The sequence below is a fragment of the Bdellovibrio sp. BIS2 genome, from assembly GCF_055398295.1.
Genome location: NZ_AP035879.1, coordinates 3,664,166 through 3,690,847, shown reverse-complemented (window position 1 = coordinate 3,690,847; position 26,682 = coordinate 3,664,166). Strand labels below are relative to the sequence as shown.

At 49.5% G+C, this 26,682-nt stretch carries 28 protein-coding genes and 2 other RNA genes; 18 read left to right on the top strand and 12 right to left on the bottom strand.

Features of this window, described 5'->3' with window-relative positions:
- The 5 genes from mglA to ffs form a co-directional block, all read right to left on the bottom strand.
- Positions 1-594, bottom strand: coding sequence for a GTPase MglA (mglA, locus tag ACZ520_RS17645; RefSeq protein ID WP_011166041.1), 594 nt, complete (start codon positions 592-594; stop codon positions 1-3).
- Entirely contained in the window at positions 594-1,208 is a 615-nt protein-coding gene (gene recR / locus ACZ520_RS17640) for a recombination mediator RecR (protein ID WP_088563896.1), read from the bottom strand. The genes mglA and recR overlap by 1 nt, the downstream gene beginning before the upstream one ends.
- Before the next feature lie 5 nt (positions 1,209-1,213).
- Positions 1,214-1,537 carry a YbaB/EbfC family nucleoid-associated protein gene (locus tag ACZ520_RS17635; RefSeq protein WP_011166039.1) on the bottom strand — a complete coding sequence of 108 codons (324 nt, stop codon included), beginning with the start codon at positions 1,535-1,537 and terminating at the stop codon, positions 1,214-1,216.
- Between the two features lie 13 nt (positions 1,538-1,550).
- Positions 1,551-3,368 (bottom strand): DNA polymerase III subunit gamma/tau, encoded by a 1,818-nt coding sequence (gene dnaX / locus ACZ520_RS17630; RefSeq protein WP_464126820.1) that lies wholly within the window; start codon positions 3,366-3,368, stop codon positions 1,551-1,553.
- A gap of 30 nt (positions 3,369-3,398) precedes the next feature.
- An RNA gene (gene ffs, locus ACZ520_RS17625) (signal recognition particle sRNA small type) lies at positions 3,399-3,497 on the bottom strand.
- A gap of 448 nt (positions 3,498-3,945) precedes the next feature.
- Here ffs and ACZ520_RS17620 point away from each other — a divergent pair.
- Both ACZ520_RS17620 and ACZ520_RS17615 read left to right on the top strand, forming a co-directional pair.
- Positions 3,946-4,311 (top strand): hypothetical protein, encoded by a 366-nt coding sequence (locus ACZ520_RS17620; protein ID WP_038450262.1) that lies wholly within the window; start codon positions 3,946-3,948, stop codon positions 4,309-4,311.
- Positions 4,312-4,367: 56 nt separating this feature from the next.
- A complete protein-coding gene (locus ACZ520_RS17615; RefSeq protein WP_464126818.1) occupies positions 4,368-5,306 on the top strand; it encodes a hypothetical protein in 939 nt (312 codons plus the stop codon).
- On the opposite strand, the gene ACZ520_RS17610 is transcribed toward ACZ520_RS17615, so the two are convergent.
- Entirely contained in the window at positions 5,275-5,844 is a 570-nt protein-coding gene (locus tag ACZ520_RS17610) for a lipocalin family protein (RefSeq protein ID WP_088563899.1), read from the bottom strand. The genes ACZ520_RS17615 and ACZ520_RS17610 overlap by 32 nt on opposite strands.
- 228 nt (positions 5,845-6,072) lie before the next feature.
- Here ACZ520_RS17610 and ACZ520_RS17605 point away from each other — a divergent pair, with 228 nt between their 5' ends.
- From ACZ520_RS17605 to ACZ520_RS17590, 4 genes are all read left to right on the top strand, one after another.
- Positions 6,073-6,828 (top strand): hypothetical protein, encoded by a 756-nt coding sequence (locus tag ACZ520_RS17605; protein ID WP_088563900.1) that lies wholly within the window; start codon positions 6,073-6,075, stop codon positions 6,826-6,828.
- 146 nt (positions 6,829-6,974) lie between these two features.
- Complete coding sequence (locus tag ACZ520_RS17600; protein WP_464126816.1) at positions 6,975-8,192, top strand: hypothetical protein; 1,218 nt, start codon at positions 6,975-6,977, stop codon at positions 8,190-8,192.
- On the top strand, positions 8,192-9,517 hold the full coding sequence (locus ACZ520_RS17595) for a hypothetical protein (protein WP_464126814.1): 1,326 nt from the start codon (positions 8,192-8,194) through the stop codon (positions 9,515-9,517). Before ACZ520_RS17600 ends, ACZ520_RS17595 begins: the two co-directional genes overlap by 1 nt.
- A complete protein-coding gene (locus tag ACZ520_RS17590; RefSeq protein WP_464126812.1) occupies positions 9,402-10,913 on the top strand; it encodes a hypothetical protein in 1,512 nt (503 codons plus the stop codon). The genes ACZ520_RS17595 and ACZ520_RS17590 overlap by 116 nt, the downstream gene beginning before the upstream one ends.
- Positions 10,914-10,968: 55 nt before the next feature.
- Here the strand turns inward: ACZ520_RS17590 and ACZ520_RS17585 are convergent, their stop codons facing one another.
- On the bottom strand, positions 10,969-12,198 hold the full coding sequence (locus ACZ520_RS17585; protein WP_011166031.1) for an NADP-dependent isocitrate dehydrogenase: 1,230 nt from the start codon (positions 12,196-12,198) through the stop codon (positions 10,969-10,971).
- 222 nt (positions 12,199-12,420) lie between these two features.
- On the bottom strand, positions 12,421-13,023 hold the full coding sequence (locus ACZ520_RS17580) for a TetR/AcrR family transcriptional regulator (RefSeq protein WP_464126810.1): 603 nt from the start codon (positions 13,021-13,023) through the stop codon (positions 12,421-12,423).
- 64 nt (positions 13,024-13,087) lie between these two features.
- On the opposite strand from ACZ520_RS17580, the gene ACZ520_RS17575 reads away from it, so the two are divergent.
- Together ACZ520_RS17575 and ACZ520_RS17570 are read left to right on the top strand one after the other, a co-directional pair.
- The gene (locus ACZ520_RS17575) at positions 13,088-13,534 is read left to right on the top strand and encodes a DoxX family protein (RefSeq protein WP_464126808.1); all 447 of its coding nucleotides are present in this window, start codon (positions 13,088-13,090) and stop codon (positions 13,532-13,534) included.
- Complete coding sequence (locus ACZ520_RS17570) at positions 13,531-14,109, top strand: NAD(P)H-dependent oxidoreductase (protein WP_464126806.1); 579 nt, start codon at positions 13,531-13,533, stop codon at positions 14,107-14,109. The genes ACZ520_RS17575 and ACZ520_RS17570 overlap by 4 nt, the downstream gene beginning before the upstream one ends.
- A gap of 15 nt (positions 14,110-14,124) precedes the next feature.
- Here ACZ520_RS17570 and ACZ520_RS17565 read toward each other — a convergent pair whose 3' ends face one another.
- A complete protein-coding gene (locus ACZ520_RS17565; RefSeq protein ID WP_088563906.1) occupies positions 14,125-14,427 on the bottom strand; it encodes a hypothetical protein in 303 nt (100 codons plus the stop codon).
- 431 nt (positions 14,428-14,858) lie between these two features.
- Positions 14,859-15,731: a LysR family transcriptional regulator gene (locus ACZ520_RS17560; RefSeq protein ID WP_417868058.1), complete on the bottom strand. Its 873-nt coding sequence runs from the start codon at positions 15,729-15,731 to the stop codon at positions 14,859-14,861.
- 86 nt (positions 15,732-15,817) lie between these two features.
- Between ACZ520_RS17560 and ACZ520_RS17555 the strand changes: the two genes are divergently transcribed.
- The 4 genes from ACZ520_RS17555 (at position 15,818) to ACZ520_RS17540 (ending at position 18,960) form a co-directional block, all read left to right on the top strand.
- On the top strand, positions 15,818-16,312 hold the full coding sequence (locus ACZ520_RS17555; RefSeq protein ID WP_416479797.1) for a hypothetical protein: 495 nt from the start codon (positions 15,818-15,820) through the stop codon (positions 16,310-16,312).
- A 171-nt stretch (positions 16,313-16,483) separates the two neighbouring features.
- Positions 16,484-17,299: an extracellular medium-chain-length polyhydroxyalkanoate depolymerase gene (locus tag ACZ520_RS17550; protein ID WP_464126803.1), complete on the top strand. Its 816-nt coding sequence runs from the start codon at positions 16,484-16,486 to the stop codon at positions 17,297-17,299.
- Between the two features lie 218 nt (positions 17,300-17,517).
- Positions 17,518-18,036 carry a hypothetical protein gene (locus ACZ520_RS17545; RefSeq protein ID WP_464126801.1) on the top strand — a complete coding sequence of 173 codons (519 nt, stop codon included), beginning with the start codon at positions 17,518-17,520 and terminating at the stop codon, positions 18,034-18,036.
- Between the two features lie 135 nt (positions 18,037-18,171).
- Complete coding sequence (locus tag ACZ520_RS17540; protein WP_464126799.1) at positions 18,172-18,960, top strand: hypothetical protein; 789 nt, start codon at positions 18,172-18,174, stop codon at positions 18,958-18,960.
- A gap of 54 nt (positions 18,961-19,014) precedes the next feature.
- Here ACZ520_RS17540 and ACZ520_RS17535 read toward each other — a convergent pair whose 3' ends face one another.
- Positions 19,015-19,989: a serine/threonine protein kinase gene (locus ACZ520_RS17535; protein ID WP_374031471.1), complete on the bottom strand. Its 975-nt coding sequence runs from the start codon at positions 19,987-19,989 to the stop codon at positions 19,015-19,017.
- 45 nt (positions 19,990-20,034) lie between these two features.
- Between ACZ520_RS17535 and ACZ520_RS17530 the strand changes: the two genes are divergently transcribed.
- Positions 20,035-20,787, top strand: a complete 753-nt coding sequence (locus ACZ520_RS17530; protein ID WP_088563913.1) for a M48 family metallopeptidase — start codon at positions 20,035-20,037, stop codon at positions 20,785-20,787.
- Here ACZ520_RS17530 and ACZ520_RS17525 read toward each other — a convergent pair whose 3' ends face one another.
- Positions 20,788-21,480, bottom strand: coding sequence for a phosphatase PAP2 family protein (locus ACZ520_RS17525; protein ID WP_416479799.1), 693 nt, complete (start codon positions 21,478-21,480; stop codon positions 20,788-20,790).
- A 138-nt stretch (positions 21,481-21,618) separates the two neighbouring features.
- On the opposite strand from ACZ520_RS17525, the gene ACZ520_RS17520 reads away from it, so the two are divergent.
- The 5 genes from ACZ520_RS17520 (at position 21,619) to ACZ520_RS17500 (ending at position 26,544) form a co-directional block, all read left to right on the top strand.
- A complete protein-coding gene (locus tag ACZ520_RS17520; RefSeq protein ID WP_232468964.1) occupies positions 21,619-22,980 on the top strand; it encodes a hypothetical protein in 1,362 nt (453 codons plus the stop codon).
- Positions 22,981-23,147: 167 nt separating this feature from the next.
- Positions 23,148-24,044 carry a hypothetical protein gene (locus tag ACZ520_RS17515; protein ID WP_464126796.1) on the top strand — a complete coding sequence of 299 codons (897 nt, stop codon included), beginning with the start codon at positions 23,148-23,150 and terminating at the stop codon, positions 24,042-24,044.
- 157 nt (positions 24,045-24,201) lie between these two features.
- The gene (locus ACZ520_RS17510) at positions 24,202-25,344 is read left to right on the top strand and encodes a DUF4423 domain-containing protein (RefSeq protein ID WP_464126794.1); all 1,143 of its coding nucleotides are present in this window, start codon (positions 24,202-24,204) and stop codon (positions 25,342-25,344) included.
- Positions 25,345-25,677: 333 nt separating this feature from the next.
- Positions 25,678-26,023, top strand: a transfer-messenger RNA (tmRNA) gene (ssrA, locus tag ACZ520_RS17505).
- A gap of 110 nt (positions 26,024-26,133) precedes the next feature.
- Entirely contained in the window at positions 26,134-26,544 is a 411-nt protein-coding gene (locus ACZ520_RS17500) for a BrnT family toxin (protein WP_464126792.1), read from the top strand.
- Positions 26,545-26,682: the final 138 nt, after the last annotated feature.

The window sequence follows — 26,682 nt, the reverse complement described above, 5'->3', positions numbered from 1 at the left end:
CTATAGAGTGGTGCCACCTTTCAACACGTTGATAATGGATTTAGAAACGGTTTTAAGCGATTCAAAGACGCCACGGCCTTCAGAAGCGCAGCCTTCGATTTCAGGGGCGTTATAAGGGTTCAGAGCGCTTCTAAGCTCTGCCAGGGACGCCACGTTCGGCAAATCACGCTTGTTGTACTGCATGATCAGCGGGATTTCGCGGATGTCATAGCCTTGTTGTTCCAGGTTTCTTTCCAGATTGCGCAGGGACTCTAAGTTTTCATCCATACGCTCAATTTGAGAGTCCGCCACGAAGATCACGCCGTCCAGTCCTTTCAGGATCAGCTTGCGGGAAGCATCGTAAACAACCTGACCCGGAACGGTGTACAGGTGGAAGCGGGTTTTAAAACCACGGATGTCACCGACGTTCAGTGGCAGGAAGTCAAAGAACAAGGTGCGCTCAATGTCCGTATTCAATGCCACCAGCTTGGATTTTTGGTCCTCTGCTGTTTTTTGATAAACCCACTGGATGTTCGTGGTTTTACCGCCCAAGGAGGGGCCGTAGTACACGACTTTGCAGTGAATTTCTTTGGCATTGTAGTTAATAAAGGACATTACAGCTCCACGCGGTTTTGCAGGGCGCGACCCATCGTTCTATCATCTACGAAATCGATGTCGCTGCCAATAGGAACTCCATGGGCAATGCGAGAAAGTTTCAAGCCTTTGCCCTGCAGTTGCTTCGCCAGGTACAAAATGGTGGTGTCGCCCTCAAGGTCCGCATCCAATGCAAGGATGATTTCCTTGATCGCAGGACCCGTGCCGTTCAAACCGTCTTCAACTCGGTCGATCAGCTCTTTGATTTTCAATTCTTTAGGACCGATGCCTTCCAGTGGAGAGATCGCCCCATGCAAAACATGGTAGCGGCCACGGAACGCGCCCGAAGATTCAATTCTCATGATATCGGAGGGTTCTTCCACGACACAGATGGATTCGTCGGAACGGTGAGAATCCTCACAATAACGGCAGACATCGGTGTCGGTGTAGTTGAAGCAGGTCGGGCAGTCGTGAACTTCAGCCTTGACGCGCAAAAGCGCCTCACTCAAACGTTCCGGGTATTCGTTCCCGGTGCGCAGAATGTAATAAGCCAGACGCTGAGCAGTCTTTGGCCCGATACCAGGCAGACGGCTCAACTCGTGGACTAATTTTTCAAGGGCGCTAATGTGTAACATCTAAATTAAAACATTCCTGGGATATTCAGGCCGCCAGTGATTTTTTCCATTTCTTTAGCGGAAGTATCACGGGCTGTTTTAACTGCTTCGTTGGTTGCAGACAGGATCATGTCCTGAAGCATCTCAACATCGCCAGCTTTCAAAACTTCAGGGTCGATGGTCAAAGCAGTGATCAAGTGGTCGCCGTTCACTTTTACTTTTACAGCGCCGCCACCGGAAGTCGCTTCGTACTCAACTTTTGCAAGTTCTTCCTGGGCTTTCTTCATTTTCATCTGCATTTGGTTGGCTTGCTTCATCAGCTGGGCCATTCCGCCGGGCATACCCTTCATAAAATCTCCTTTTTTAGTGGCCGCGCTTGTTCAGTTCAACGATGGACTTGATTTGTCCCTTGAACACGGTTTGAGCGGCTTTAACCATCGGGTTTTCAATGATCTTGTTGCGCAGATCCTCTTCGGCCATCTGCACTTTTTTCTGCTGGATGGCTTGGGCGGATTCGCCGACCTGATCACGACTCATCAATACTTCAAAAGAATACCCAGCACCCCAGTACGAATCAATAAATCCCTGTAGTTTTTTGCGCACTTGGGCGTCAGCCATTTGGTCTTTCAGGAAGGCCAATTTCACAGGAACGCCAAGGCTGATCAGCTTTCCCTCTTCCTTAACAAACAGTAAATTTTCCACTTTTGCTGCAAACAAAGCGTCGTCCTGGCGAAGCATTTCGACAAAGTTCACCCAGCGCTCTTTAGAGGTGGAACCAGAGGCAATTTTCGGTTTGCTTTCAACAACCGGAGTTGGTTGAGCTGCCGGAACCGGAGCGGCCGGTGCGGTCGCCGCAGGCTTTGCCACTGGTGCGGGATTTGATTTCAGGGAAGAGGCCGCGGAAGAAGCTTTGTTCAGCGCTGCCTTCATCGCCTCAAGGCCGGTCGGGCCATCTAGAACCTTCTGGGATTCCTCGATGCGATCATGTCCTTTTACGGGAAGGCTTACCGGCGGAACGTAGGGCCTGGCCCCACCTGCGCTGTGAGTGGGAATAGATCCGCCTTGCAACAAAGTCTTCAGATCCACAAGTTTGGGAGCTGAAGCCATGCGCAGCAAAGTCACTTCAAGCACAATGCGAGGATCCTGGGCGCGAGGAATGTCCGAACCGCCTTTTAAAGCCATGTCGAAGAGCATGTGGATGTCTTCTTCCGGCAGACGCTGAGCCATTTCGCTCAAAGCCTGCAGTTCAGAATCCGGCATTTCCAGAATCTGACTGGCTTGCGCTTCAGACACCTTGATCAGAAGCAGGTTGCGGATCATTTCCAAAAGATCCTGAGAATACAAGTGCGGCTCAAAACCGGCCGCAGCGATTTTCTCAATCACTTTCAAAATCGCCTGAGAGTTGCGATCAATCAGGGCGTTCAGAGTTTCAAAAAGCAAAGCCCGGTCGGTCAGACCCAGGATTTCAACCACACTGGCGCGGGTTAAAGGACCGTTGGCAAAAGTGATCACCTGATCCAGCAAACTTTGCGAGTCACGCATGGATCCGTCACCCTGACGAGCCACCACCCACAAAGCTTCATCATCCGCAGTCACGCCTTCACGATCACAGATCAGTTTCAGGCGCTCGGTGATAGAGCGGGTGGAGATACGGCGGAAATCAAAACGCTGACAGCGGGACAGAATCGTCTGCGGGATCTTGTGCACTTCGGTGGTGGCCATGATGAACACCACGTGGGAAGGCGGCTCTTCCAATGTCTTCAACAGGGCGTTGAAGGCGCTGGTGGAAAGCATGTGCACTTCGTCGATGATATAGATTTTGTATTTTCCACTGGAAGGCATGAAAGCCACAGTGTCGCGAAGCTCACGGATCGCATCCACACCGTTGTTGGAAGCTCCATCGATTTCGATCACGTCGATGCTGGAACCCCCTGCGATTTCTTTGCAGGAATCACACTCGTTGCACGGAACAAAGTTCTGGGCATTCGGGCAGCGAAGGGCTTTGGCAAGGATACGAGCGGAAGAGGTTTTTCCTGTACCACGCGGACCTGTGAAAAGCAGGGCGTGAGGCAAGCGACCGTTTTTAAGGGCATTGGAAAGTGTTTGGGTAATATGATTTTGCCCGACAACGTCGGTAAATGATTGGGGACGCCATTTGCGTGCAATCACCTGATAAGACAAAACCCACCCCTCATCACAAACAGGAAAAAAAGTGGCCGAGCACCCCATATCACATAGTCCCTCGAGTGCCGTTGCTTCCTTCCGGACCTAGCGGGATTCGTCAAGAGAGCTATTGTATGGGACCCGGCCACCGCTGGATGTATCCCATTGGTGGGGGGATTACATTCGATAACTCGCCGCGCATTTCAGTTAGTTTGGGAGGGGAACCCCGCTTCGTCGGGCACGCCGTCCGGGCTCTGCTGGCGCCGGGGCGGGGCCCCGGTTCGGGCCATCGTGGCCCCGCCAGAGGCCCTCCTTCGGGGGTTCCCCTCCCAAACTAACTGAAATACCCGAAGCTATCGAAAATACTGGGGAATGGGATAACTGGGCGGTGGTGCTTGGGGGATTTCTGGCTGGCCCTGCGGGCGCCGCGGTTTTTCTGGCTGGCCTTCGGCGCCGCCTTTTTGGGGCTTTGCCCCTTGCCCCCGGGGAGGGGTGGGGAGGTTGGAGGTGTTAACTGGGAATTGTTGGGGTGGGTCGTTGCTTGCTGTTCCTCATTCCTTGCGCGAGGATTATTCAACTTACCGAGGTGAATCCTATGATGAAATTGATCCTTTCCCTGTCCCTGATCAGCTCCTTTGCTTTTGCTCAATCCGTCGGCGTGAAAGACATCCCGGCTGATGGCGACACCACCATCGAAATCAAAAAAGGCTCTAAAACTCAAAACGAGTACGAAGTTATCCAAAGCGAAGACGAAATCGAAGGCGATGCAGCTCCACTCCTGAAAGAAGCCCGTGTGAATTGGAAAAAAGCCTGCGCTGATTGGAAAGCTGAAACCAAAGACCTGAACAAAGAAAACCGTGTCTTGACCCTGAGCTGCGGAAAAATGGAGTGCTCCACCGTTGCGATGGAATCCACTTGCCGCTCCAAAACCAACGCCAAGATTAAAGTTAAGGTAAAATAGGGTAATTCTTTCCACGCCTATTTCGAATAAAGCTCAACGTGTCTATATTTCCAGGCATGTTGAGCTTTTTTATTTCCCTTCTTCTTTCTTCCGTTTCTCCGGTTCAAGCGGCCACTGTGGGTTCCTGCAAAGGCGTAAACGGTGCAGTTCGTGAAGTGATCTTTCTCGAGCACCAGGACTGTGAACTGGCGGCAAGTCTGTCTGACATCTTCAATGAAATGGCTCAGACCTTTCAATCCACCGCTTCCGTGAATCTTGTGATCGGGGGGCCTTCTGATAATGCCAGCTTTGACAATGGCTCTATCGTGCAGGTGCCTTATCGTATGGTGTTTTACGGAAAGTACGGGCGCAGTTACGAAGTGCCGCTTTCAAATTTGTACGTCAGTGCGGCTCACGAATATGGTCATGCGATTTTCCACGAGGCTCTTCGCAAGTCGGCCGGGGATGAGTATAAAAATCTTTTTGCAAAGCTGGATGATCTTTCGGCACGCAAGCTGGCAATTCTAAAAGGAGCTTCGGATGTGAATTTTGTCGGGGATTCGACGGCGCTTTACTATTCGCCCGAGTTTCGTCACATCAGTTCGCGCATGGGAGCGTATTCGGAATTCTTTGCTGATGTGCTGGCTGTGTATCACTTCAATGACCGCCGGGCGATGGTGAAAGCGCTTTATCACGATGGTCTTGATGACTTTCAATATAACTATATTCGGATGCGTGATTTTTCTTCTGATCCTGATCCCAAGTGGCAACATCTTATGACCGAAGATCACGCCAAGCTCGCGCCCACCAGGGCTTTCGTGGGTCGGCACCTGTGGCCCGAAACTTCGGTTCAGGCCGGGGAGCTGGCGGACTGGATTTTATTTTCGGTGCTTCGTATGCTGACCGAAGACCTGATGGATGACGAAGAACCGGAATGGGAACTCGCCAACCAGAATCTGATTCGCGAGCTTGAAAGTTTACCGCCTACAGTTGGCAAAGCGGCTTCTGTTCGGTAAGTCCACCGTCTTGCGGGGTTGTCAGGAACTTGCAGGGATCATATCCCTTGTCCTGCAAAAATATCGTCAGGTCCTTCAGTGTCGCTGCGGGCAGATCCGGAGTGCGTGACAGAATCCAGCCGTAATCGCGGCTTGGGTGGCCCACCACCGCGAACTGATAGTTTTCATCCAGGCGGATGATCCAGTACTTTCCTCCAAAAATGTAAATCCAGCGGTCGCCAATTTTTACGAACGTCACTTTCAGTTTGGCGTTCGTCGTGGGATCCACGACTTTGCCACGGCCCTCAGACTGACTGCGATCGCCGCTGGCGGTCTGACACGAATTCAGAACTTTCACTTCGTTGGTGTCGGTCAGTAGTTCGTACTCTGCGGTGGTGTTACTCACACATTGTTTTTGAAAAGATTGAGGGATCGAGGCGATCTCGTGCCACTTTCCCATATAGCGGGGAATGTCCACTTGATCCACCACCGGCAGATCTGCGGCAAAGGCGAAGCTCGTGGACGAGAACAACAGTAAGCACAACAGCAGTGGCTTCATGAAAACTCCTTGGTGTTTGAACTTTATACCTCTTTTGGTCTTGAAGGGGTTGGTCCTGTGCTAAAAGACAAATCTTCTTTCAGAGTATTCTCTGAACTGGATGCGCTTATTTAAAGCTGCCTCGCTTTTTACTAACCCTTCCTCCAGAACGAGGGGGTCCTGTCTATGAAAAATATGTAAGCATTGTAGGCTGACACTTCCTTGCGAAAACGCAATGAAGGAGATCAGATGAAAATTAAGAATCACGCTATCACTATGATCGTCGCTCTGGGCTTGCCTCTTATCGGATGTCAGGGTGGATCAGAAGACTTCCAGAACTATTCCAGCACTTCTTCAGCACAAAACGATTCCCAAAATATCACCGACCCCACAGACACCACGGTCGAAGATAGTCACGATATCGCCGACCACATTCACAACGACATTACGGAAGCCATCAGCGAAGACATTCAGGCGCTGGGTTGTGTGAAAGCCTCCACGTCACAAAAAAAGCAAGTGAACCTGGGGCTGTCCAAAAAAGAAGAGTTCCTTGCAAAATGCTCCAAAGAGACCAACGGCTCTTCCTGGTGTGATGAGCTGGTTCGTCCGAATCCACGCAGTGTGAACACATTCCGTTGCACCTACGGTTCGTCCCAGGCGCACAACCTGATTCACCCGGATGAAAGCACCTGGAAATATCCAATCGCGGGTGTGCGCATCCTTCAGGATCTTTCTGCGAAAGGCCTTAAAATCAGCCAGATCTACAACTGGTGGAGACCTGAGCCCTACAACAAAAACGTCGGCGGGGCCGCCGGTCGCCATCCGTACGGAACTTCCATCGACGTTCGTTTCGCCAGCAACAGTGAAGCGGACCGCGCCTTCCGCGAGCTTTGCAAAATGCGTAAAGCCAAACGCCTGCGTGCGATTGGTCACTATGGCAGCGCCTCTTTGCACATTGGTGTGGGTGATAGAACTGCCAACACCTGGGGCAAAAGCTGCAACTGATTTTAATCTAATATCCAAGATTGTCCGTCCCTGAATCTGGACGGACCGGACGCCGAAGACCCTCTTCGGCGTTTCTATTTGAGTTGGCGGGGCCGCGAGTCTGGCCCGGGACTTGATATCTCCTACTTCCGAAAATAGGAGATGCTATGAAATCACTTTTTACCGTCCTTCCGCTTGCTCTGGTTCTGGCGGCTTGTCAGCCGGGTTCTGACTCCAACGGCGACCGTCCCCAAGAAGTCGTTCAGCCTGCAAATCCCGACGATCCTCAGAATCCGGACTCGAAGTCCACTTCAGAGCCCTCCGTCACAGTATCTTTAGATCGTGAAGCAGAGCCCGGTGCAGTTATGGTTCGTATCACCAAAGATAACAGTTCTTTCGGCATCGAGACGGTCGAAAGACTCGAAGTGAGCTCGGGCACTTCGGTCAGTGTTCCGGTCAACGGGGTGGATGTTGTTGATCGTCTTACCACCTCACGCAATGACCTGCGCCCTTGGCACTATAAATATGTCATTCACACAAATCACGGCCAGTTGGTTAAAGAGGTTCGGGTTTTAAAGGATTGGACCTTGGCAGAATCTGTTCGTATCTCTGATTTCAAAATCGAATCCAATCGTATTGAGCTTCGCAAACTGATTCTGAAAGAGGGAGCTGTCCTGATCACTGAGGGGCGTGACCTGCAGATTGACGCCGATGAACTTCGCAGTGACGCTTACACAAGCCTTCAAACCTTCACCGCTAAAGACATTGAAATGTCCAACACCACAAAGGTTCCTGGTCAGGGTGGCGGACGTCTGATTCTGAATTTTAAATATGCGACCGGCCTGTTGAAAATTGAAATGCGCGGACATCGCGGTTCTCGTGGTGAAAAAGGCATTGATGCGACTCAAGAGCGTCCGGCCCAGGCCGCCAGTGGCACTGCGGGCGCATTTCATCCGGGTTTTCCGGGTGGCCTTGATAACGGTGGCGAGCGTCCGAGCTGTGTCAGACAGCCTACCGACGGTCAGAGAGGTGCGAATGGCGTAGCGGGTGCCGACGGCTTCAATGGCTTCCAAGGAGGTTCTTCCGGTTCACTTTATCTGACGCTGCAATCAGCAAGGTTCTTTGACTACGAAGTCGTCTTTGTTCCTGGTGAAGGAGGCGAGGGTGGTGAGGGCGGCAAAGGCCAGCCGGGAGGCTTGGGTGGTCCGGCAGGAGCTTCTGCGCCTCTTTGCAGAAAAGCGAAAGCTGGAGCAGATGGTGCCAGCGGAGCTACCGGCCTTAAAGGCCAACAAGGTGCTGTGGGTATTTTGGGTGAATTCTGTCTAACGGTGGGGAGCAAAGGCACTTCTTGTGTGACCCGCGATCGATTCTCTGGAGGTTTATAATGAAAAACAAACTTATTCCCCTGACGGTAAGTGTGGTGCTGACCTTGTCTGCCTGTGCCCCTCAGAAAGAGACAGTGCGGGAGATCGTTCGTACAGGGGACAGCGCCGACATTCTCGATAACACATCATTATTTCCATTCTGGGAACAGGTGGCGGCGGGCAGAAGCCCGAACCCAGCCCTGGCCGAGCTGTTGATCCCGTATTTGTCAGAGCAGGATCGCTCCAAGTATCTGACAGCCAATGCGGCTGATGACACTGTTCTTGCGGCACTTGAAAGTGACCGTCAGATGGCTAAAAACATTTATCTGCTACAAACCCTGGGCTTCCGAAATGATCCCTCGGTTTTGAATTTTACTTTGAACTATAAATACAACCAGATGTCCTTTAGTGCGAAGGGCCTCAGGGATGATTTTAATTTGAAATTGCAGATTCAGAGGCAGAATCAGGCCATGGACAGTCTGTTGAAGACTTACTCTGAAAGAGCGCAGAAGCTGGCAATCGAACTGATGCCAGCCTACATTCAGCAGCTAAGCCCCGAGGATCAGAAAAAACTTTCTGCAGCTGTTAAGGGTCCTCGCGCTGAGGCCATTGAAAATACAGTTGAGATCCTGAAACGTTACGACAAAATTCTTGCCGCTTATAGTTTCCACGACGAAGACAACACCAAGCTGGTTGTTATCGGGCTTGTGGCCGGGGCTGTGGTGGATCACCTGGCAAAGCAACCCAGCATCCAAGAGCTGATTAAGAAAGCCCGTGAGGTCGGAGATATTGCTGCAAAGGTGCGTGAAGCCGCGTCCTTGGTTCAGCTGATCCAGGACAGTCGTCAAAAGATGGGCGACGACTGGAAGTCGGCCAAAGGCGCCATGGAAGCAATCCTTCAGGAAATCAAAAAAAGCAAATGGGAGCTTGAGTTCCGCCCAGAGACCCGTGTGGAATCTCTGCGCTTGATGAGCGACGCCCTGACCGGGAATCTGCAGTCCGCCGAGGGGCAAGGGCCTTTAAGTGAACCACAGGCCATCAATAAGAATATTGAAACATTTGTTAACAGTGCAGCTTCGGCGGCCGGTCGTCTGGACACGATCTTGAATGCGACGGAAAAACTGGCGGTCACGCTGGGAATCAAAATTGATCCGGGTGTGCAAAAGGCTATTGATACGGCTCGCACGGTGGCCTCGGTAGTAAATCTGACTCAGTCGGTGATGAGCGCTTATGCCTCTGGGGGGATTGATCGGTGCGATGAGCATGGTGGCTGGTGGTCCGGGGCCGGCATTGATGGGGGCTGTTTCCGGAGCGGCGATGCAGGCAGAAATGGCGGCCGACCTTAAGGCCATCCGTCGTGAGCTTGCAGAAATCAAACAACTGCAAAAGCAGATGATCGAAATTCAGCTTGAAACCATGAAAATGATCCGCGAACTCGCAGTTGTTGTTGAAGCTTATCACAAGATAGAAATGCGCAAGCTTCAAGAAATCAAGTCCATGATTGTGATGGATATCGAGGCGCAAAGACTTCTCACGCACTCAGAAATTAATTCTTGCGAAAAGATGATTCAATACGGTGTCAGCATGAATGCCGATCGTTCCCAGCCGTATCGCTTGGGCAGTGTTCGTACCGTTGAGGCCACAAGGCAGCTTCTGAAAACCTCTTTGCAGGAAAAAGGAGCGCTGGTGCGATTTGCCCGTTCCTCGGGAGAGTCTAACTATGAAACCTGCCAGCGAAGCATGACCAAAGCTTTTGGCAGCAAAAACGCCAACGAAAATCCGGTTCAGTTCGTGGCAAACTTCCGCAATGACGAGCTGGCGACTTTTCACAAAGATATTTACCAGCCTCTGGTGGAAGCTCTTCAAAGCAAAAAGATTATTTCTTATCCGGTCATGCTGACGGGTTTGCATCTTCCGGCGGTCAACGCAGATTCTTTAAGACGTAAGGTTGAATATGCAATCCGTGGTGAAGGAGCTGTTCACGGTGTTGAACAGTATGACCTGATCAATCTGATTTCAACGGAGGGGCTTGAACGCTACGTGGAAAATCTGCTGGTGCTTCATCCAATTCTTTCTTATGACAAGGCTGATTGGCTGGCGGCAGAAAAAGACGTCAACACTCTGAAAGAGCGCTACAATATCAGCTGGGCCAGATCTAATTATTGGCTTGAAAATGCGCTGTCTCTGGTGCAGTCCGCGATTGCCCAGGAAAGTCTGATGGCTGGAGAGCCCTTGATGCCGGGTTTGGCGGATCAGTTTGGCAGCTTGAGTGAAGTCACAGAATGCAGGGAAGACAATCTTCCCAGCCAGCGTTTGGCGTGTGCCGTCCGTCGCAATGGGATTTTGAACAAGAACCTTCTTGGTTTCGTGATCAGACAGCGTATTCCGGTCGAAGGGTTGCGAACTCACTATCAGAAGGCGCTTTCCGGCCTTAAGACTCAGGCCCTTGAGCAGGCTTTGGGGTTGGACTTTGCTGGTAAAATCAAAGTGAAAGAGCCTAAAGAAAAGGAGGAGGGCAAGGAAAAGTATCTGGTCTTTTCCTGGCTGGATAAAGACGGGCTTTACGAAACCCGTTTGCCATCTCCTGATGAAGTCATTCGTGGGGAAATTGTATATACCAGCAACATGAAGCGCCTGCTGGTACTTCAGGATAAGCTGATTGAAGCCTATCTTGAGGTGACTCCAATGGCGGTGGATGAAAGCGTGCAAAAACAAGTGCGCCGGATGATTCTGCAGAAATAAAAAAAGAGGAGCCTTGCGGGGCTCCTCTTTCATTTTGTCTTTTAGGACAAATCAATTACATGGAAAGAGCTTTTTTCAAGTTCTCATCCAACTTCGCCAGGAACGGCTCAGTGTTCATGTACTTGTCAGCTGGAACTTTGTCGCCATAGATGCAAACGGCAAGGTCTTTGGTCATGAAACCAGCTTCAACAGTCTCAACGCAGACTTTTTCCAAAGTCTGAGCGAACTTCACAAGCTCCTGGTTGTTATCCAGGTTACCACGGTGCTCAAGACCGCGAGTCCATGCAAAGATGGAAGCGATTGGATTCGTGGAAGTTGGCTTGCCTTGCTGGTGCTGACGGTAGTGACGAGTCACTGTGCCGTGCGCTGCTTCAGATTCCATGGTTTTACCGTCTGGAGTGACCAATACGGAAGTCATCAGACCCAAAGAACCGAAACCTTGAGCCACGGTATCGGACTGAACGTCACCGTCGTAGTTCTTACATGCCCATACGAAGTTACCATTCCATTTCAATGCGGAAGCAACCATGTCGTCGATCAGACGGTGCTCGTAAGTGATGCCAGCAGCATCGAACTTCGCTTTGAATTCTTTTTGATAGATCTCTTCGAAGATGTCTTTGAAGCGACCATCGTATTTTTTCAGGATGGTGTTTTTAGTGGAAAGGTACAGCGGCCATTTCTTGGTCAACGCCTGGTTGAAGCAAGAACGTGCGAAACCAGTGATGGATTCGTCAGTGTTGTACATAGTCAATGCAACGCCATCACCTTTGAAGTTGTAAACTTCGTGAGTGATCGTTTCGCCGCCGTTTTCAGGCTGGAAAGTCACAGTCAGCTTACCTTTGCCTTTGGTAACGAAATCAGTTGCACGGTATTGGTCACCGAAAGCGTGACGACCGATGCAGATAGGAGCTGTCCAGTTAGGAACCAAACGAGGAACGTTTTTGCAGATGATGGGTTCACGGAATACAGTACCATCCAAAATGTTACGGATAGTGCCGTTCGGGGACTTCCACATTTGTTTCAGGTTGAATTCTTTTACGCGAGCTTCGTCCGGAGTGATCGTCGCGCATTTGATACCCACGTTGTACTTTTTGATCGCTTCTGCAGCGTCAACAGTCACTTGGTCGTTGGTAGCATCACGATGCTCCATGCCCAGGTCATAGTACTTAATGTCGATATCAAGGTAAGGAAGGATCAATTGTTGTTTGATGAATTTCCAGATGATTCTTGTCATTTCATCGCCGTCGAGTTCAACGACGGGATTGGCAACTTTGATTTTTTTCATAAGTCGGTGTCCTTTGTGATTGGATTATAGAAGCCCTGAAAATATAGAATGCCCCTGCCGCGATGACAAAGAAAAACAGGGCATCAAAACCTTCGGACAGCGCCTGAAAGGCTGTTTAAGCCGGAAAACTGAAGCGAAAGCACTATTAACGCAAAGTATTGAAATCTCAAAAGAGTTCAAAAACTGAATGGAGGGATTAAAGAATGACTGTGAGGTGTCTTTCTATTTCAAAAGGGCCCGTTCCAAAAAGGCCAGATGGATGTCGATAGCTTCGTTCAAAGCGGCCTTATTGGTCAGGCTTTGAAACTGTCCATCGATCATCAAAACCGAGAAACCATGAATGCCGGACCAGACCGACCTGCCAGCCTCTTCGGGGTTGGACTTTCTAAACACCTGGGACTTCATTCCGTCTTGCAGGCAGTCGGCCAGAATCGCAAAGGCCTTGTAGCCGGCCACCTCAAGTTCCGGGCGCTGATCTTTCGCGCAGCGAAGTTCCTGATGAAACATCGCTCGATAGTGCCCTGAATGGCTCAAGGCAAACTCGATATAACTTCTTCCCAAGGCGACCAGGCGTTGGCGGGGGCTGCGAAGTCCGGATGAGGACTTTTCAAAGGCGGCGATCAGACTATGAAAACCTTCTTCGGCGATATGTGAAAGCAGATCCTGCTTGGATTTAAAATGGCGGTAAACAGCGGTGTGGCTCACTTTGAGGCTTTGGGCGATCTCACGCAAAGTAAAATCGGCTTCGCCTTTTTTTTGAATGATTTCAACCGTCTTTTTAATGGCGGCCGTTTTAAGGTCGCCATGATGATATGTCTTCGCCATGAAATAAAGACTAGCACCCCTTTTCTATGTTTACAATGGTCACATTAATGTTAACATTGTAAACATGAAAAAGCTCAATGCCTTTTACCGTATGTTGATCGTGTTTTCTTTGTTGGCGCTGGCGGCCAAGGCCGGCGGACTGCTGGCCACCTGGAGGGAGGTCCCTCTGTGGATCATGATTCAGGTCTTTTTCTTTGCCGGGGTCAGTCACTTTACGCCGCTTCGTCATGAGTTCGTGAAAATGATTCCGCCGGTGTTGCCGGCGAAAATGCTTTTGGTCTATGTGACCGGGGCGCTGGAAATTCTGGGCGCCGTGGATCTGGCAGATCCGGTCACGCGTCCTTTTGCCGCCAAGGCGCTGATTGTGTTTTTGATTCTGGTTTTCCCGGCCAATTACTATGCCGCCAAGCATAACATCCGCTTCCGGGGTGCCAAGCCATTGTCAGTGCTCCAGCGCGGTTTGGTGCAGGCCGCTTTCATTGCCGCTTTGTATGTGGGGGGTGTCGCATGAAAAAGATTTTGATCCTGAACGGTCATCCGAACGAAGCAGCACTTTGCGGGTCCTTGGCGCAAAAATACTTTGATGGTGCGAAGGATGCCGGATTTGACGTGAAGTTGGTGCATCTGTCGCGTTTGCAGTTTGATCCGATCCTGCACAAAGGCTATTTGCAGATTCAGGAGCTAGAGCCAGATCTTGTGCAAATTCAAAAAGACATCCTGTGGTCAGAGCACATCGTGATCGTTTATCCCATCTGGTGGGGAACAGTGCCGGCTTTGTTAAAAGGATTGCTGGATCGGGTGCTGCTTCCGGGTTTTGCATTTAAGTATCGCAAGGACAATCCGTTCTGGGATCGTCTATTAAAAGGCCGCACCGGCAGACTGATCATCACGACGGATGCACCGTGGTGGTGGAACAAATTTGTGAACTGGAATCCGGCGATTCATATGATGAAAACCACTGTTTTGGAATTCTGTGGCGTGAAACCGGTGAAGGTCACACAGTTTGATGAAGTGAAAAACAGAAAGGCCCCCCAGATAGAGGCCTTCCTGCAAAAAACTTACGAATTGGGAAAGAAGGGGATTTAAGCCCCCTTCCACCGATTACCTTTGCAGACTGAAAGGGTTTTGTAAGCGGGTTTCCAGCAGCTTGGTTTCTGTCTCCAAAGTCTCGAAAGACTTTTCTGGATTTGAATAGCGCACCAGTTTCGGTCCATTGATCGTCCAAGACGCCAATGCAAGCATCATCCTTGTGGATTTGTACGCGAGGTACAGAAGGAAGCTTGTTACTTGACCGGCCTTTTTCACGCTTTCAACAGAAACATCAGCTGAGGTTTCGACGAGACTCATAAAGTATCGTTCGTTTTGGAATTCCCATTCTTTCTTCTTACGCATTAGAGCGTTCATAGCTTCCTCCTCAGGATTAATGATGCTTGCAAGGCGCGGTGGCAAAAGGCCGTTTTGACCGTGCGGATGCAAGAGTTGAAATTTCAGACCGCCAGGCGAAATCGCCCCATGCGAACACGCCTGAGGGACTGAAAAAAATAAAATTGTTTTTGGGTTAAGATCCAAGAATCAGACGCAGCAAAGCGTTTTAATTCTTAGAATAGCAGTTCAATTGTCGTGGGATTGAATCTGAGTACCTATGATTGGATATCAGAGGCCATCCCGATGACTGCGGATCCGTGGTGATTGGATTTTTTAATGTTCATCAATTTCATTGATGGCCTCCTTTCAATAGAGTGATTTCAAATATCGGCGAAGATGCTGAAAAAGTAAACTGAATTTTTTGAAATCATTGATCAGAGCCAGTTCCAAGTTGGAACTTGAATGCGTAATTACGTTTTCTTTGTCAGAGATTCGACAAGTTGTTTGAAATACGGCGGCATTTCTGTACGTGGATACCATGCAAGCGCTACGGAATAATCCAGATGCAAATCACTCGCAAGAAGACAAAGACTGCCCTCTTTAATATAAGGCCGCGCGAATTCTTCCGTCAGAGTCGAATAACCCAGTCCCTGTTGCAGCATGTAGGTCAGCGCATCGATGTTGTTGGCATAGTTACGTAATTTTTGCGCTTTTCCGGCAAGTTTGTACTTCTTTAGCAGATCCAACGTCACCGTGTCTTGAGGATCAAAATCAATAATCGGTTCGTTGGTTAAAATATCATCGAGCGTTCTTTTCTTCCACGCAGAAGCTCCCACCAGAACATATCGTTCCGGGGCGAGCGTCTTGGAATCCAGCTCCAGCCCCACTTGATTGGCCGGCAACGCCCCAATCTGGGCAAAGCCGGTTTTTAGTTTTCCTAAAACACTGTCGGTGTCGGTGATATCAAAGCGCACGCGCAGCTTCGGATTCTTTTTCATCACCAAGCTGGCTTTAGGGATGATCCGCGAACGCATCAGTGTGGAAGTTCCACTGATGCAGACTTCAAAGAAGCTGGATTCTTTTTTGCCGGAAATTTTAGACAGGGTGTCCCCTTCGAGATCGCGGGCCGCCTGGACATAGCGCAGAAGGGATTCCCCTTCCTGGGTCAGACGCATGCCTTTACGGGAGCGGGTGAACAGCGTCACACCCAGTTGCTTTTCCAGGCTCCGGATTCGTTGGGTCACCCCTGTCTGGGTGAGATTTACCATTTTAGCAGCTTCCAGGACCGTGCCCTTTTGGACGACGGCCCAGAAAGCTTCAAGGGAAGGGCTCAGTAAACTCATTTAAAATCATAGTAAAATGAAATATATGAATTATACAAATACTTTGTTTGAAAATAATTTCGCCTCCAACAACGTAGGAGGTTGTCATGAAATTTAAGTCTTTGATGGTTCTTTCCGGTTTGATTCTTTCCACCACAGCGGCGCAGGCGGATTGTTTCCTTGATCGTGCCAGCAGCTATCAGTGTTCTTTCCCGAAGCAGATCACCTGCACGAAAGAAGCGGACCCTGCCACTAGCGGTAACACGCAGCAATTGTCTGTAACTTTCGATGACCAAGGGAAAGTGACTTACGATCTTTCAACTTGGGTTGCTGGGAAATGTCCAAGCCGTAACTGCGGCAGCGAAGTTCAATACACGAACGAAGGTTCCAGCGCAGAGCCAGGAAAAACCGGCGGCGTGAACAACTACAATGATCACCAGTTGGTTTTGAATGTTGCAAACGGCAATGGCCTTGAGTTCCTGATGATCCTGGAACACAAAATGCCACAGGCTTTGCAGTCCTTTGTTCCGATGACTGTGAAGACTTTGCAGGTTCAAGGCACAGAGCTGACAGGAAAAGGCACAAAGTGGGTCTGCCACTAGTCTGCTGACCGGATTATCCCACGACAAAGTGGTATTTCGGGGCTTCTGAGTCGCGGTTTAAAGGGTCTTTTTGACAAAAGACTTGGAAAACCGTCAACTGATTCAGGGGACAAACTAAGGCCGATGCCTTTATAGTGGCCTCGGGTTTTAGTTTGGACAAAGGAGTCCCGGATGAAAAAACTTTTAGCAGGTGTCTTTGGTATTGTGGCGATGAGCATGTCGGCACAAGCGGCAAAAAAGGCATCGAACTGTGAAGTCACGGGACTTGTGGATCGCATGACCTGCCCTTACTTGGAAAAGCTGGTGTCCGGTCCGCACCTGACTCGTCATGTGAAATACTCCCTGCCTAAGGGAAAAACGCCGAAAGCGGGATGGCCCACGGTCATTCTGTATCAGGGCAGCCTTTTCCCGGTGGAGTTTTCCCGCAGCAGTCTGATGATTGCCGGGGGTTATAACGAAATTCGTCTGATCCAGACGCTGCTTGATTCCGGTTTCGCGGTGATTGCGCCGCCAGCAATTGAAGGCGTGGCCTGGATGACGAATATCGTGGGCATTGACTATGACACTTCTGAAGATCGCTATTTCGTGGAAGAGCTATTAGTAGCCATGGGGAATGGGGAATTCGGGAAGTTGAACATGGATCGTCTGTATGCCACAGGGATCTCCAGCGGTGGATATCATTCCAGCCGTATGGCGGTGGCCTTCCCAGGGGTGTTTAAAGCCCTTGCGGTTCACTCGGCGTCTTATGCTGATTGCGGGGGGCCGATGTGTTTTGTTCCGGCACAAGTTCCGGAAAATCATCCACCAACAATCTTTCTGCACGGCCGATTGGATCCGGTGGTTCCAGTGCGCACGATGTATCCATATCACGAGACTTTGAAAAATCAGGGTGTTGAAACCGAGATGTTCGTCAGCCCTTGGGCTCGTCACGAATGGCTGGAAGAAGCTCCCGAGCTGATCACTAACTGGTTCATCAACCATAAATAGTTGAAATAGATATCGTTCAATTAACAAAAGCCAGGCGTCACAACCTGGCTTTTTTCATTTCTTAACTGATCAATCACAAGCAGATTGACGTCCTCTTGTGCCTTGCGGGTCTTGGTGGGTGTAAGGTTGCAACTATCTCAGAAAAAAGACGACCGAACTTTTTCTTCAGTTCAACCTAGGCTTCCAAATTCAAACCAAACCAAGACGAGGAGGTCTTTATGAAAGTAAGAAATATTATTGCGGGCTTAGTATTCCTGGCAGCGAACTACGCGGTGGCGTATCCGATGGTGGGGGATAAAGTGGAATGGAAAGGCACAGTTGTTGGATCCGATGGCACATCCACAGAAGTGCTGGGTTCTAAGGAAGTTCTTGAGCAGGATCCAACCACAATGAAGTGGCTGGTGAAAACCTGGTACAAAATGGGCAAGTGGGAAAAAATGGAAACGAAGTACGCTAAAAAAATGTGGACTCCGGAAAAGTGGACCACTGTCCAGACAAACTGCGTGGCAAGGGGAGGAATGCTTGAGGACGTGACTGTTCCAGCGGGCACCTTCAGCACTTGTAAGTTTACGAAGTCTGACGAAGACTTTGTAGGCCTTGGCAAGCATGATGATGACGATGATGGAACCATGACAATGTGGATGGGGGATGTTCCATTTGGCGTGGTGAAAGTCATGCACACAGGGGACAAAGGAACAAAGACGATCGAGTTGAATACCGTTACTTTGGGCCAGTAAGAGCCTGACTTTCGATTTCAAGAGCCGCTTTGTGCGGCTCTTGTTTTATAACAGCAAGGACATGATTTTAAAGGCCACTCGGACAGAGTTCTCTAAACTAGAGTCAGCAACATCACTCTAACCGAGGAGCCAGTTATGAGAGACGAACTACAGACTGCTCGCCGCAATTTCCCACGGGCAGAATACCAACTTGTTAAAGACAGTTTCCCGGAAACCCTTCATCATCTTTCGCCGGCAAGATTGAACGAACACATCGAACGCTGCCAAAAGCTGATTCAAAGCTATCGCGTGCGCCTGAGCGATAAAGAAAGCCTGCAACACGCCTGGAGAGGCCCGGATGAAAAGATCGGCAGTGCGCGATTGATTCGTTATCGCATGAATGAGCTGAACGCCTGTCTTAGAAAATTCCGCTCCCAATTGAAAAGATCCAAAAAATCCGCGGCAGGAAGTGGCAAGTCCGCGAAAGCCGCCATTTCTGCAAAACCCGTTAGAAAAGCTGTTTCCGCTAAACCAACCAGAAAGACGACAAGTAAACGAATCAGTGCCCGTAAATCGGTTTCGGCCAAAAAAGCCAAGTCTTCTTCACCAACTCGTTCCGCAAAAGCCAAACGCACGATGAGTGCGAAGATGAAGTCCAAACCATCGATCCGCACGAAAAAAGCGGGAACATCCAAAACCATCAAAGCCAGTGGCGTTAGAAAAAGACCGGCATCAACAAACGGCAAACAACGTCGCGAGGCCACTATAGATGAGTTGAGCTTTGCACCCAAATCAGAAGAGCAGTTCTCAAGAGCCATGACTCAGCAGCCGAAAATGCGTCTGCCAAGAAAGAGCCTGAAAAAAGGCGGTCAGGCCCTGCATGGTCGTGAGGCCAGCGAAATCCTGCCTTCAAATTCCATCAACCCGGCACTTCGTCGACGTTGATTCTTTCAGCAGAATGGCTGAAATGAAAAGACCCGCTGTTACGCGGGTCTTTCTTTATCCGATCTTCCAGGCGATCTTTTCCAGGGCTTCAACTTCTTCCGCCCAATAGGTGTATTTGTTAAATTCCGGGAACAGGCGCGGGAAGCTTGGATCTGTCCAGCGTTTTGCAATCCATCCGGCATAGGAAACAATCCGCAAACCCCGAAGCATCGGGATCCAGGACCACTGATGATCCGGGAATTCGCGCAGTTCTTCATAGCCTTGAATGATCTGCATGCGCTCGTCATCCAGACTGTCTTCATCACCTGACAACAGCATCCAGAAATCCTGAATGACCGGGCCGTTGACGAAATCATCAAAATCGACCAGGAAGAATTCTTTGCCGTTATTCAGTAAATTGCCTTTATGGCAGTCGCCGTGAATGCGGATAAATTCGGACGTATCAAAGCTGTCGTCAATGGCGTACAGAATATCTTCTGCGGCGATGTTGTAGCGTTCACGCAGTTCCGGGGTGATCCAGTCTTGCAAGAAATCCAATGTGTCCCAACCACCATAATAGCTGGTATCCAAAGTCGGACGGTGCGGGGCGGGCTTTCTTGCGCCCACGTTGTGAACTTGTGCCATCAGGCGACCGACTTTCTGCAGTTCGCCGGACAAAAACTCCTGTGGCATACGGCCCAGAACCTTTGGGAAGAAAGCGACGTACATGCCATCGACTTCCTGGATGGTGGAGTCATGTCCCTGGAACAGGGGTGCCACCGCCGGGATGCCTTCGGCTTTCAGAGATAGCAGAAATTCATGTTCTTCCAGGATGGCGTCTTTGCTCCAGCGCTGGGGGCGATAGAATTTGGCGATGACATTGTTGCTTTGGGCGCCGGGAAAGCTCGGCTGTTCCAGCTTGATATCAAAAACGCGGTTTTCATAGGAATTTAGCTGCGTGAATTCGCCCGTAGGATAAAAGCCCGCGTGTTCTGCTGCCAGCAGCACTTTTTCAGGGTCTAGACTGTAAAAAGAAGAGCTTTTATCCATTATCAGATCTTGCCAGTTTTTAAGGCTTAAGTCATTCTCTGACTGATGAGCGGCAAAGAAACTTTTCTCTTCGCAAAATGGCCTGTAGAGGTGCATCGACGGAATTTTCGTCGCTCGGTTTCCATTTATCTTTATCCCAATAAACCCATCAAGGTTGTTGCGGCGAAAAGCACGCCTCAGAAGGTCATCGTTGATTTTCTGATGGCGAAAAAAGACTGGATCGAAAAGAACTTTGAAAAGTTCCAGGAAATCGCCGAAAAGTTCCCGGATAAAAAGATCAAAGCCTATGAAAACTTCCCGTTCAAAGGCAAAGAACGAAAACTAAAAGTCGTCATCACTCTTCACAAAAAAACCTTTGTGTCGGTGACCGATGAACATCTGCTGCTTCACATTCCAAGAAACGACTGGAGTGCCAATTCCCTGATCGAAGAGCATCCGACCGCATTAAAAGAAATCCGCCACTTCTACAAACGTGAAGCCGTGGATTTTTTAAGTGAGCGTGTGAAGTTCTGGGCGGGTGAAATGAACCTGCATCCTTCACAGGTGAAATTCCGCGAACAAAAGACCCGCTGGGGCAGTTGTTCTTCGCGCAAGGTGATCAATTTGAACTGGCGCCTGATTGTGTTTACCCAGGAAATCATCGACTACGTGATCGTGCATGAGCTTGCGCACTTGCAGCACATGAATCATTCCAGCCACTTCTGGAGTCTGGTCGAAAAGTACGTGGAAAACTATAAAGACATCGTCAAAACAATGAAGGAATCCCAGTATCTGGTGGAATTCCTTTCTGAAACCTAGCTAGTAAATGCCGTTGCTGGTTTTCTTGCGCATCAGTTGCAGGGCCAGCAAAGTGCCGACATAACCCACACAGGCACCAAAGATAATATCGCTGACAAAGTGGTCATGCACCACCACGCGGGTCAGGCAAATCAGCATCGCAAACGGAATCCAGAACCATTTGAATCTTGGGAATGCCACGCTCAGCATGGTTGCCACGGTGAAGATCACCTGCGAATGGCCGGAAGAAAACGAATGCCAGTGCCAATGCGTCGTAAAATGATCAAAGACGTAGGGATCGAAATCCGGTGTTTTGTGCGGACGCTGACGGCCGACGTTGAATTTGATGATATGGGTGATGGCACCAGAAACCAGCAGCGCCACAAAGAAATTCAAAGCCCAGCGGCGATAGTAGTCCACGCGGTCCAGATGTGTTTGCAGGAAGCTTAAACGGGGGCCGATCCATTTACAGAAGATCCACACCAGCAAAGAGCCCACGAAGTAGTACTCGGATAAAGCGATGTCCGTCAGGATGCGGGCAGGGGCGCGGATCAGGCCTTTGACTTCTTGTTCAGCAAAATACAAAGAAGCCTGTTGATCCACGAACACCAAGGCCAAGCCAGCCAAGGCCAGGGCAATCAGGGTGACTTTAAGAATATGTCGAATCAGTTTTTTTGGGTCGCTCAGAAGCTCGCCGAATTGTTGTACAGGCATGTAATTCCTTCTAAAAGCCAGTCTAAAACCTATCTGTATTGAAATACAAGGCCTGATGAGGGGTGACGAAATCTGGCCCGAGCCTTGCTAAAGGTCCTTTCTGAATTGGTTTATAGAAAGAATACTTGGAGGTTTCTCATGTTACCAATGCTTCACAAGCATACAATCATTACGGCCGCTTTGTTGGCTTCTTTGTCTCTTACTGCGTGTGGTAAGAAAAAAGACGTATTCAGTGAGCCTAAAAAAGAGGCGACTCAAACAGACTCTAATAAGACGAGCGATACCAACGATAAATTAGGTGGCGGTCTTCCTGACCCTGCAGATCCTAATGCGGGCTCTAAGCCTCAACCACTTCCGGGTAAACAGCCGTCAACTCCGACGCCTCCTCCTCCACCAAAAACTCCAGAGGCGCCTCAGACTTCCAATCCAACACCTCCACCGGCACCAGTTCCAACGACTCCGCCGCCAGTGGTGGGCACTCGTCCCGCTCCGGCTCCAGGCACGAATGTGATTCCTGGGGACTATAACGAAAAAGACCCGAACAGTCTGAATCGTGACAATCTGACAAAACGTATGACTGGTGGCGTGACTGAAGACGGTCTGGTTTATACTTCGTCATCTACCGATGAGCTTTTGAACTATCTAAGAGCTCGTAACGAAAAAGTTAGCTATGAAACTCGTCGTTTGAACAACGAAGCGGCGGCTTCTGTTCAGTCTGCGAAAATGTCTGTGGATGGTTTGTCCGGTGACGTGATCATCACTTTGAAAATCAAAGAAGGTAATGACATTAAAGTGTACAACGTAGCGGGTTCTTCCGGTGAAGGTGCTGCTTCTCCGGTAAGATCTGTGCGCGCTGGTAATGGTGAACGTTCCACAGGCACTCGCGCTTTGGAAGGCACTGTGAAATGTGTGGACCTGGATGGTCTTTGCGAAACAACTTTCGCGCGCTTGAAAATCGGTTCCAGCCCCACTTCTGCGATCATCAATATCGTATTCAGAAACTCTTCTGCTGACTTGTTCTTCAAACTTCCAGGCAACTACTCTGACAACCCAGAGTATCTGGTTCTGCGTGAGTTCATGAGAAACACTTACTTGAATGAAAACACTCAAGATAAAGTGAAGTCCGTGAAAATGTCTTCTTTCGAAGTTGTAAACGGTCGTTCCGGTTTCACAGTTCTGATGAAAGGTGGCAACAGCGAATTGCTGGCTTTTGCCGGTCCGTTGCTGGCTCCTGAAGCGGGTACGGGTGTGAACATTCCTCTTTCCCGTATCGCGAAAGATCAGGAAGACACTTTGGATTTGATCTCTTTGAACAACACCAAACTGACTTATGCTAACTGGATCGGCGAAGCTCGTCTTGTGGCGAACAACGGTTTGGGTCAGATTCGTTTGGCTTTGAAAATGAGAAAACGCGCAACTTATGCCCAAGATCAGTTTGCGATCACGTTCATGCGTAAGATCAAACCTATCGTTGATCTTACTGATGACAACTTGAAATAGTCCCTAAAAGAACCCTTTCGAGGGTGGTTAATGTGTTGAGGGTCACTGATACTCCAAGGTCAGTGGCCCTTTTTTCGTTTTTCAGGGTCATTTTGGCCTCCAAAGGGTTGGTACGCGGGTTGCTTTAAGGGTCGGTGGGGGAACTTTCTAACCACTTGGGGGACATAATGACTCTAAAAAACAGCCTTTTACTCTCTTTTGCCGCAATTACTTTATTCACCGCTGCTGCTGAAGCCTATATCGTGCCGGGTGGTTCTCGTCCGGGCCCAGCTCCGATTCCAGATGTCGGCCCTGGCTTCCCAGGTGATTTCGGACCGGGCGGTGATTTTGGACCAGTTCCGGGTTATCCGGGGGACGACTTCGGTAATGGCGGTGGTTATGGCCGTCAGGAACGTAAGGTCATCTATTTGAACCGTCGTGTGAACAACGAAACTTTGCACCTTCGCCAGTTGGCTGGCATCGGTGAAAACTACCGTGGTTATGTTGTCGAGTCCGTCGAAGCGGAATTCCGCAGCAGCGGTTACAACACGGAAGTCATTTTGCTGACTGATGGCCGTCGTGAGGAAAGTGTTTATTCTCCTCAAGGGTCTGTTCTGCTTCGCCCGCAGTATCGTGCCGTCTTGGGTGAAGACATCCGCACTTTGCAGCTAGAAATCCGTGGCAATGCCCAGCTTGAATCCGTCACTGTAAACTTGCGTGAACAGGATTCATACAATCCTCCAGGTCGTCCTGAGCGCACAATCGACGTGCCGTTGTATGTGAACCGTCGTTTGTACGGGAATGACCGTTTGGATCTGGGCATGTACCTGGATATGAACCGCTACCGTGGTTACAGAATCCAGGCGATCGAAATCGAGGCCAATGCTGTTTATAACGTGGCTTTGATGGATCTTCTGATCAACGGCTTTAACCAGGGTCAAACAATCCAGGTAGATCGTTACGGTCGTCGCCAGACTGTGTACCCGCAAAATGCTGTGATCGGTCAGACGGCTTCCAGCATCGTGCTTTACACTCGCGGGGACTTGGATGTTCGCGGAGTGACTTTGAAGTTGTCCCGTCGCTAATTGCTGAACGTTTTAAAACTTAGACTAGGAAAAGGGGCTCCAATCGGGGTCCCTTTTTTTATGCCTTGCAATAAGTTAAGGATCTTTGCGCCAAATCCGCTTGTTTTGAGGATTCAAATCAGGTGAACTAGTTTGAGTGCAAAGGAGAACCATTTCTATGCAAAACCGCCAGCCAGAGTTTAGCAAAGGCAAAGAAATTTCAATGGGTTCGCTCGTTCCGCCCGTATTATCTGATTACATGAACTATCGCCAGTTCTTGGCGGACTTCTATCTGTTTAAACGTAAGGCTTCCAAAGGCTCTTTGCGTGCATACACGTATGCCGTGTTCTCTGCCGCAGCCAATATCAAATCCCCGAATTACTTGAAAATGATCATCGAAGGAAAAAGAAATCTTTCCGACGACATGATCGGCAAGTTCGGTAAAGCCCTGGGCTTTATGAAAGATCAGACCGAAGAATTCCGTTTGCTGGTTCAATTCACGCAAGCGATGGATCCGGCTGAACGCAACATGTACCTCAAGAAATTGAGCGAACACCGTGTGGCGGGGAAACTGAAATCCGGCGAAATCGATCGCAAGACCTGGGAAAAAGTTCCGAACTGGGTGGCGTGGATCATTTACGCAATGATCGATCAAGACGGCGTGTCCTTCGATACAGCGACGCTGAAAAACCTTCTGCGTGGCAAGGCTTCTGAAGATGAAATCGACAACGCCCTTTCCACTTTGATCAGCTCTGGCGACCTTCGCCGTGACGAAGTGACGGGTGAATTGAAAAAAGCCCGCAGCCTGACTGAATCCCCGGAAGAAATCCCGGTGGCTTTGGTTCGCAAGCTGCAATCCCAGTTGATGTACTTGGGCCTTGAATCCCTGTACCAGGATCAACCAACCGAGCGTGAGTTCGGCACGTTGACTCTTTCTTTGACCAAGTCCGAGTTTGAAGAGATCAAATTCAAACTGCGCCAGATGAGAAAAGCCCTGCACAAGGACAACTCAATCGCGCGCATGAAGGACAAGGGCGAAAGAGTTTACCAGTTGAACATCCAACTGTTCCCGGTGACCAACGCGGTGGAATCTGCGGTGAAAGCACCAGCAATGAAGTCGGCTTTGGACATCCAGGTTGAAACTCCGATCGTGGAGACGACCCCTGTGGAAGCACCAGTGATGATGGCTGAGGCTGCTCCGGTGGTTCCTCAAGCGGCCGCTCCAACAGCTCCTGTCGGCGCTAAAGAACAGAAGAATGACCGTTCAAATGTGAGCTCTCTTGCCGCAACGGCAGCGTCCGCTGCCGACCTTTTCCGTTAATTCTGCACAATCTAAGGGCTGTCATTGAACGTGACAGCCTCTCGGATAAATTTAAGATTCTTAAATTTTGGTGTCAGTTTTGCCCCATTTTTCAGCCAACAATGTGGATAACTCTGTGGAATAGCCCCATAAATGGTGGATATCTCAACCGTTTGGCGTAAATTGTCCCTTGCTAACGTTAGGATCTGGTTAGGATGACACCACCCAAGCAAGACAAAAGTCCTGCGTCACGAAAAATTTAATCGTTGAAAACAGGGGTCCGAATGGGAAGGATAAACGATTTTCATTTTCCCGCGAAATGCGAGATGATGAGAAAGAACTGTTTCACAACATGGGGGCGTACTGGCTTCGACGTGGGTGCTGAAGCATAAGGAGCATACCGGGGCGGATGAGGACCTCGTTAAAAACGTCCACTTTGTAATTGGCAACGATTACGCACTTGCAGCTTAATTAAGCAGCACGATCAACCTTGTGGTGGTTCCGCACTTGGATTGATCGTCATTTAGGGACCTCGGCGTGTTGGGTTTTCTCCAGCAGACATGCTTAAATTTACTGGGGGAGAGGTCTTAGGGATTTTGTCTGTGGAAGCCCGAGGACCAATCTAAAACACTGACTAAGTATGTAGCGCCTTATCGTGGATCATTTGCGGACGGGGGTTCAATTCCCCCCGCCTCCACCAATTTCCGGCCTGGAAATGGTTCTAAGCTGTTATAGTGTTAGATACTACCCCCCTCGGGGGAAAGTCTTATGGTTCAGTAGTTCGACAGGAAATCAAGTACTCGGAGAGAAATGTTTCAAAGCAAACTTTGGCAGGATCGACTACTCTCAATCATTTCCTCCCATTCACAAGATAGCGTTGGTCGGCTCCGGGCAATCGGAAACTTTGAAAAGATGTCCGGGAATTTGAATAAGCATGAGGTATCATTTGATGAGGCTTCTAGCTGCATAATTAGTATTAAATCCATTGCGCTTAAAGATAAACTTTTTAATGTCCGACTTGAGCCACGTTTCAACCTGATCGCCTTGAGTGATCAAAAGCGAATTTTGTTTGTCGTATTTTGTGTTCGTGACAAGGGCACTCAAAAGCGAATCATTTCTGCTCGATGTGCAAATGGAAAGGAGCGCGCAAAACTCTTGGCTAAGTTCCCTGAGATTGACGGGTCTTACCGCTCCTGCAAATTCTTAAAAAATTCAATATAGCCTGACCGTCATTAGATGCTGGACCAAGATATTATAGTCTAAACAAAATATATTTATTCTTGAGTATGTACAGCTGAGAGCTTTAAGATCGAATTGCGGTCTGCCCCAAGAAAATTGATTAGTGCTGTCTGTAACTGC

Coding starts and splice junctions, on each gene's coding strand:
- mglA (WP_011166041.1), bottom strand. CDS start 594: ATGTCCTTTATTAACTACAATGCCAAAGAAATTCACTGCAAAGTCGTG.
- recR (WP_088563896.1), bottom strand. CDS start 1,208: ATGTTACACATTAGCGCCCTTGAAAAATTAGTCCACGAGTTGAGCCGT.
- ACZ520_RS17635 (WP_011166039.1), bottom strand. CDS start 1,537: ATGAAGGGTATGCCCGGCGGAATGGCCCAGCTGATGAAGCAAGCCAAC.
- ACZ520_RS17620 (WP_038450262.1), top strand. CDS start 3,946: ATGATGAAATTGATCCTTTCCCTGTCCCTGATCAGCTCCTTTGCTTTT.
- ACZ520_RS17615 (WP_464126818.1), top strand. CDS start 4,368: ATGTTGAGCTTTTTTATTTCCCTTCTTCTTTCTTCCGTTTCTCCGGTT.
- ACZ520_RS17610 (WP_088563899.1), bottom strand. CDS start 5,844: ATGAAGCCACTGCTGTTGTGCTTACTGTTGTTCTCGTCCACGAGCTTC.
- ACZ520_RS17605 (WP_088563900.1), top strand. CDS start 6,073: ATGAAAATTAAGAATCACGCTATCACTATGATCGTCGCTCTGGGCTTG.
- ACZ520_RS17600 (WP_464126816.1), top strand. CDS start 6,975: ATGAAATCACTTTTTACCGTCCTTCCGCTTGCTCTGGTTCTGGCGGCT.
- ACZ520_RS17595 (WP_464126814.1), top strand. CDS start 8,192: ATGAAAAACAAACTTATTCCCCTGACGGTAAGTGTGGTGCTGACCTTG.
- ACZ520_RS17590 (WP_464126812.1), top strand. CDS start 9,402: ATGCCTCTGGGGGGATTGATCGGTGCGATGAGCATGGTGGCTGGTGGT.
- ACZ520_RS17585 (WP_011166031.1), bottom strand. CDS start 12,198: ATGAAAAAAATCAAAGTTGCCAATCCCGTCGTTGAACTCGACGGCGAT.
- ACZ520_RS17580 (WP_464126810.1), bottom strand. CDS start 13,023: ATGGCGAAGACATATCATCATGGCGACCTTAAAACGGCCGCCATTAAA.
- ACZ520_RS17575 (WP_464126808.1), top strand. CDS start 13,088: ATGAAAAAGCTCAATGCCTTTTACCGTATGTTGATCGTGTTTTCTTTG.
- ACZ520_RS17570 (WP_464126806.1), top strand. CDS start 13,531: ATGAAAAAGATTTTGATCCTGAACGGTCATCCGAACGAAGCAGCACTT.
- ACZ520_RS17565 (WP_088563906.1), bottom strand. CDS start 14,427: ATGAACGCTCTAATGCGTAAGAAGAAAGAATGGGAATTCCAAAACGAA.
- ACZ520_RS17560 (WP_417868058.1), bottom strand. CDS start 15,731: ATGAGTTTACTGAGCCCTTCCCTTGAAGCTTTCTGGGCCGTCGTCCAA.
- ACZ520_RS17555 (WP_416479797.1), top strand. CDS start 15,818: ATGAAATTTAAGTCTTTGATGGTTCTTTCCGGTTTGATTCTTTCCACC.
- ACZ520_RS17550 (WP_464126803.1), top strand. CDS start 16,484: ATGAAAAAACTTTTAGCAGGTGTCTTTGGTATTGTGGCGATGAGCATG.
- ACZ520_RS17545 (WP_464126801.1), top strand. CDS start 17,518: ATGAAAGTAAGAAATATTATTGCGGGCTTAGTATTCCTGGCAGCGAAC.
- ACZ520_RS17540 (WP_464126799.1), top strand. CDS start 18,172: ATGAGAGACGAACTACAGACTGCTCGCCGCAATTTCCCACGGGCAGAA.
- ACZ520_RS17535 (WP_374031471.1), bottom strand. CDS start 19,989: ATGGATAAAAGCTCTTCTTTTTACAGTCTAGACCCTGAAAAAGTGCTG.
- ACZ520_RS17530 (WP_088563913.1), top strand. CDS start 20,035: ATGAGCGGCAAAGAAACTTTTCTCTTCGCAAAATGGCCTGTAGAGGTG.
- ACZ520_RS17525 (WP_416479799.1), bottom strand. CDS start 21,480: ATGCCTGTACAACAATTCGGCGAGCTTCTGAGCGACCCAAAAAAACTG.
- ACZ520_RS17520 (WP_232468964.1), top strand. CDS start 21,619: ATGTTACCAATGCTTCACAAGCATACAATCATTACGGCCGCTTTGTTG.
- ACZ520_RS17515 (WP_464126796.1), top strand. CDS start 23,148: ATGACTCTAAAAAACAGCCTTTTACTCTCTTTTGCCGCAATTACTTTA.
- ACZ520_RS17510 (WP_464126794.1), top strand. CDS start 24,202: ATGCAAAACCGCCAGCCAGAGTTTAGCAAAGGCAAAGAAATTTCAATG.
- ACZ520_RS17500 (WP_464126792.1), top strand. CDS start 26,134: ATGTTTCAAAGCAAACTTTGGCAGGATCGACTACTCTCAATCATTTCC.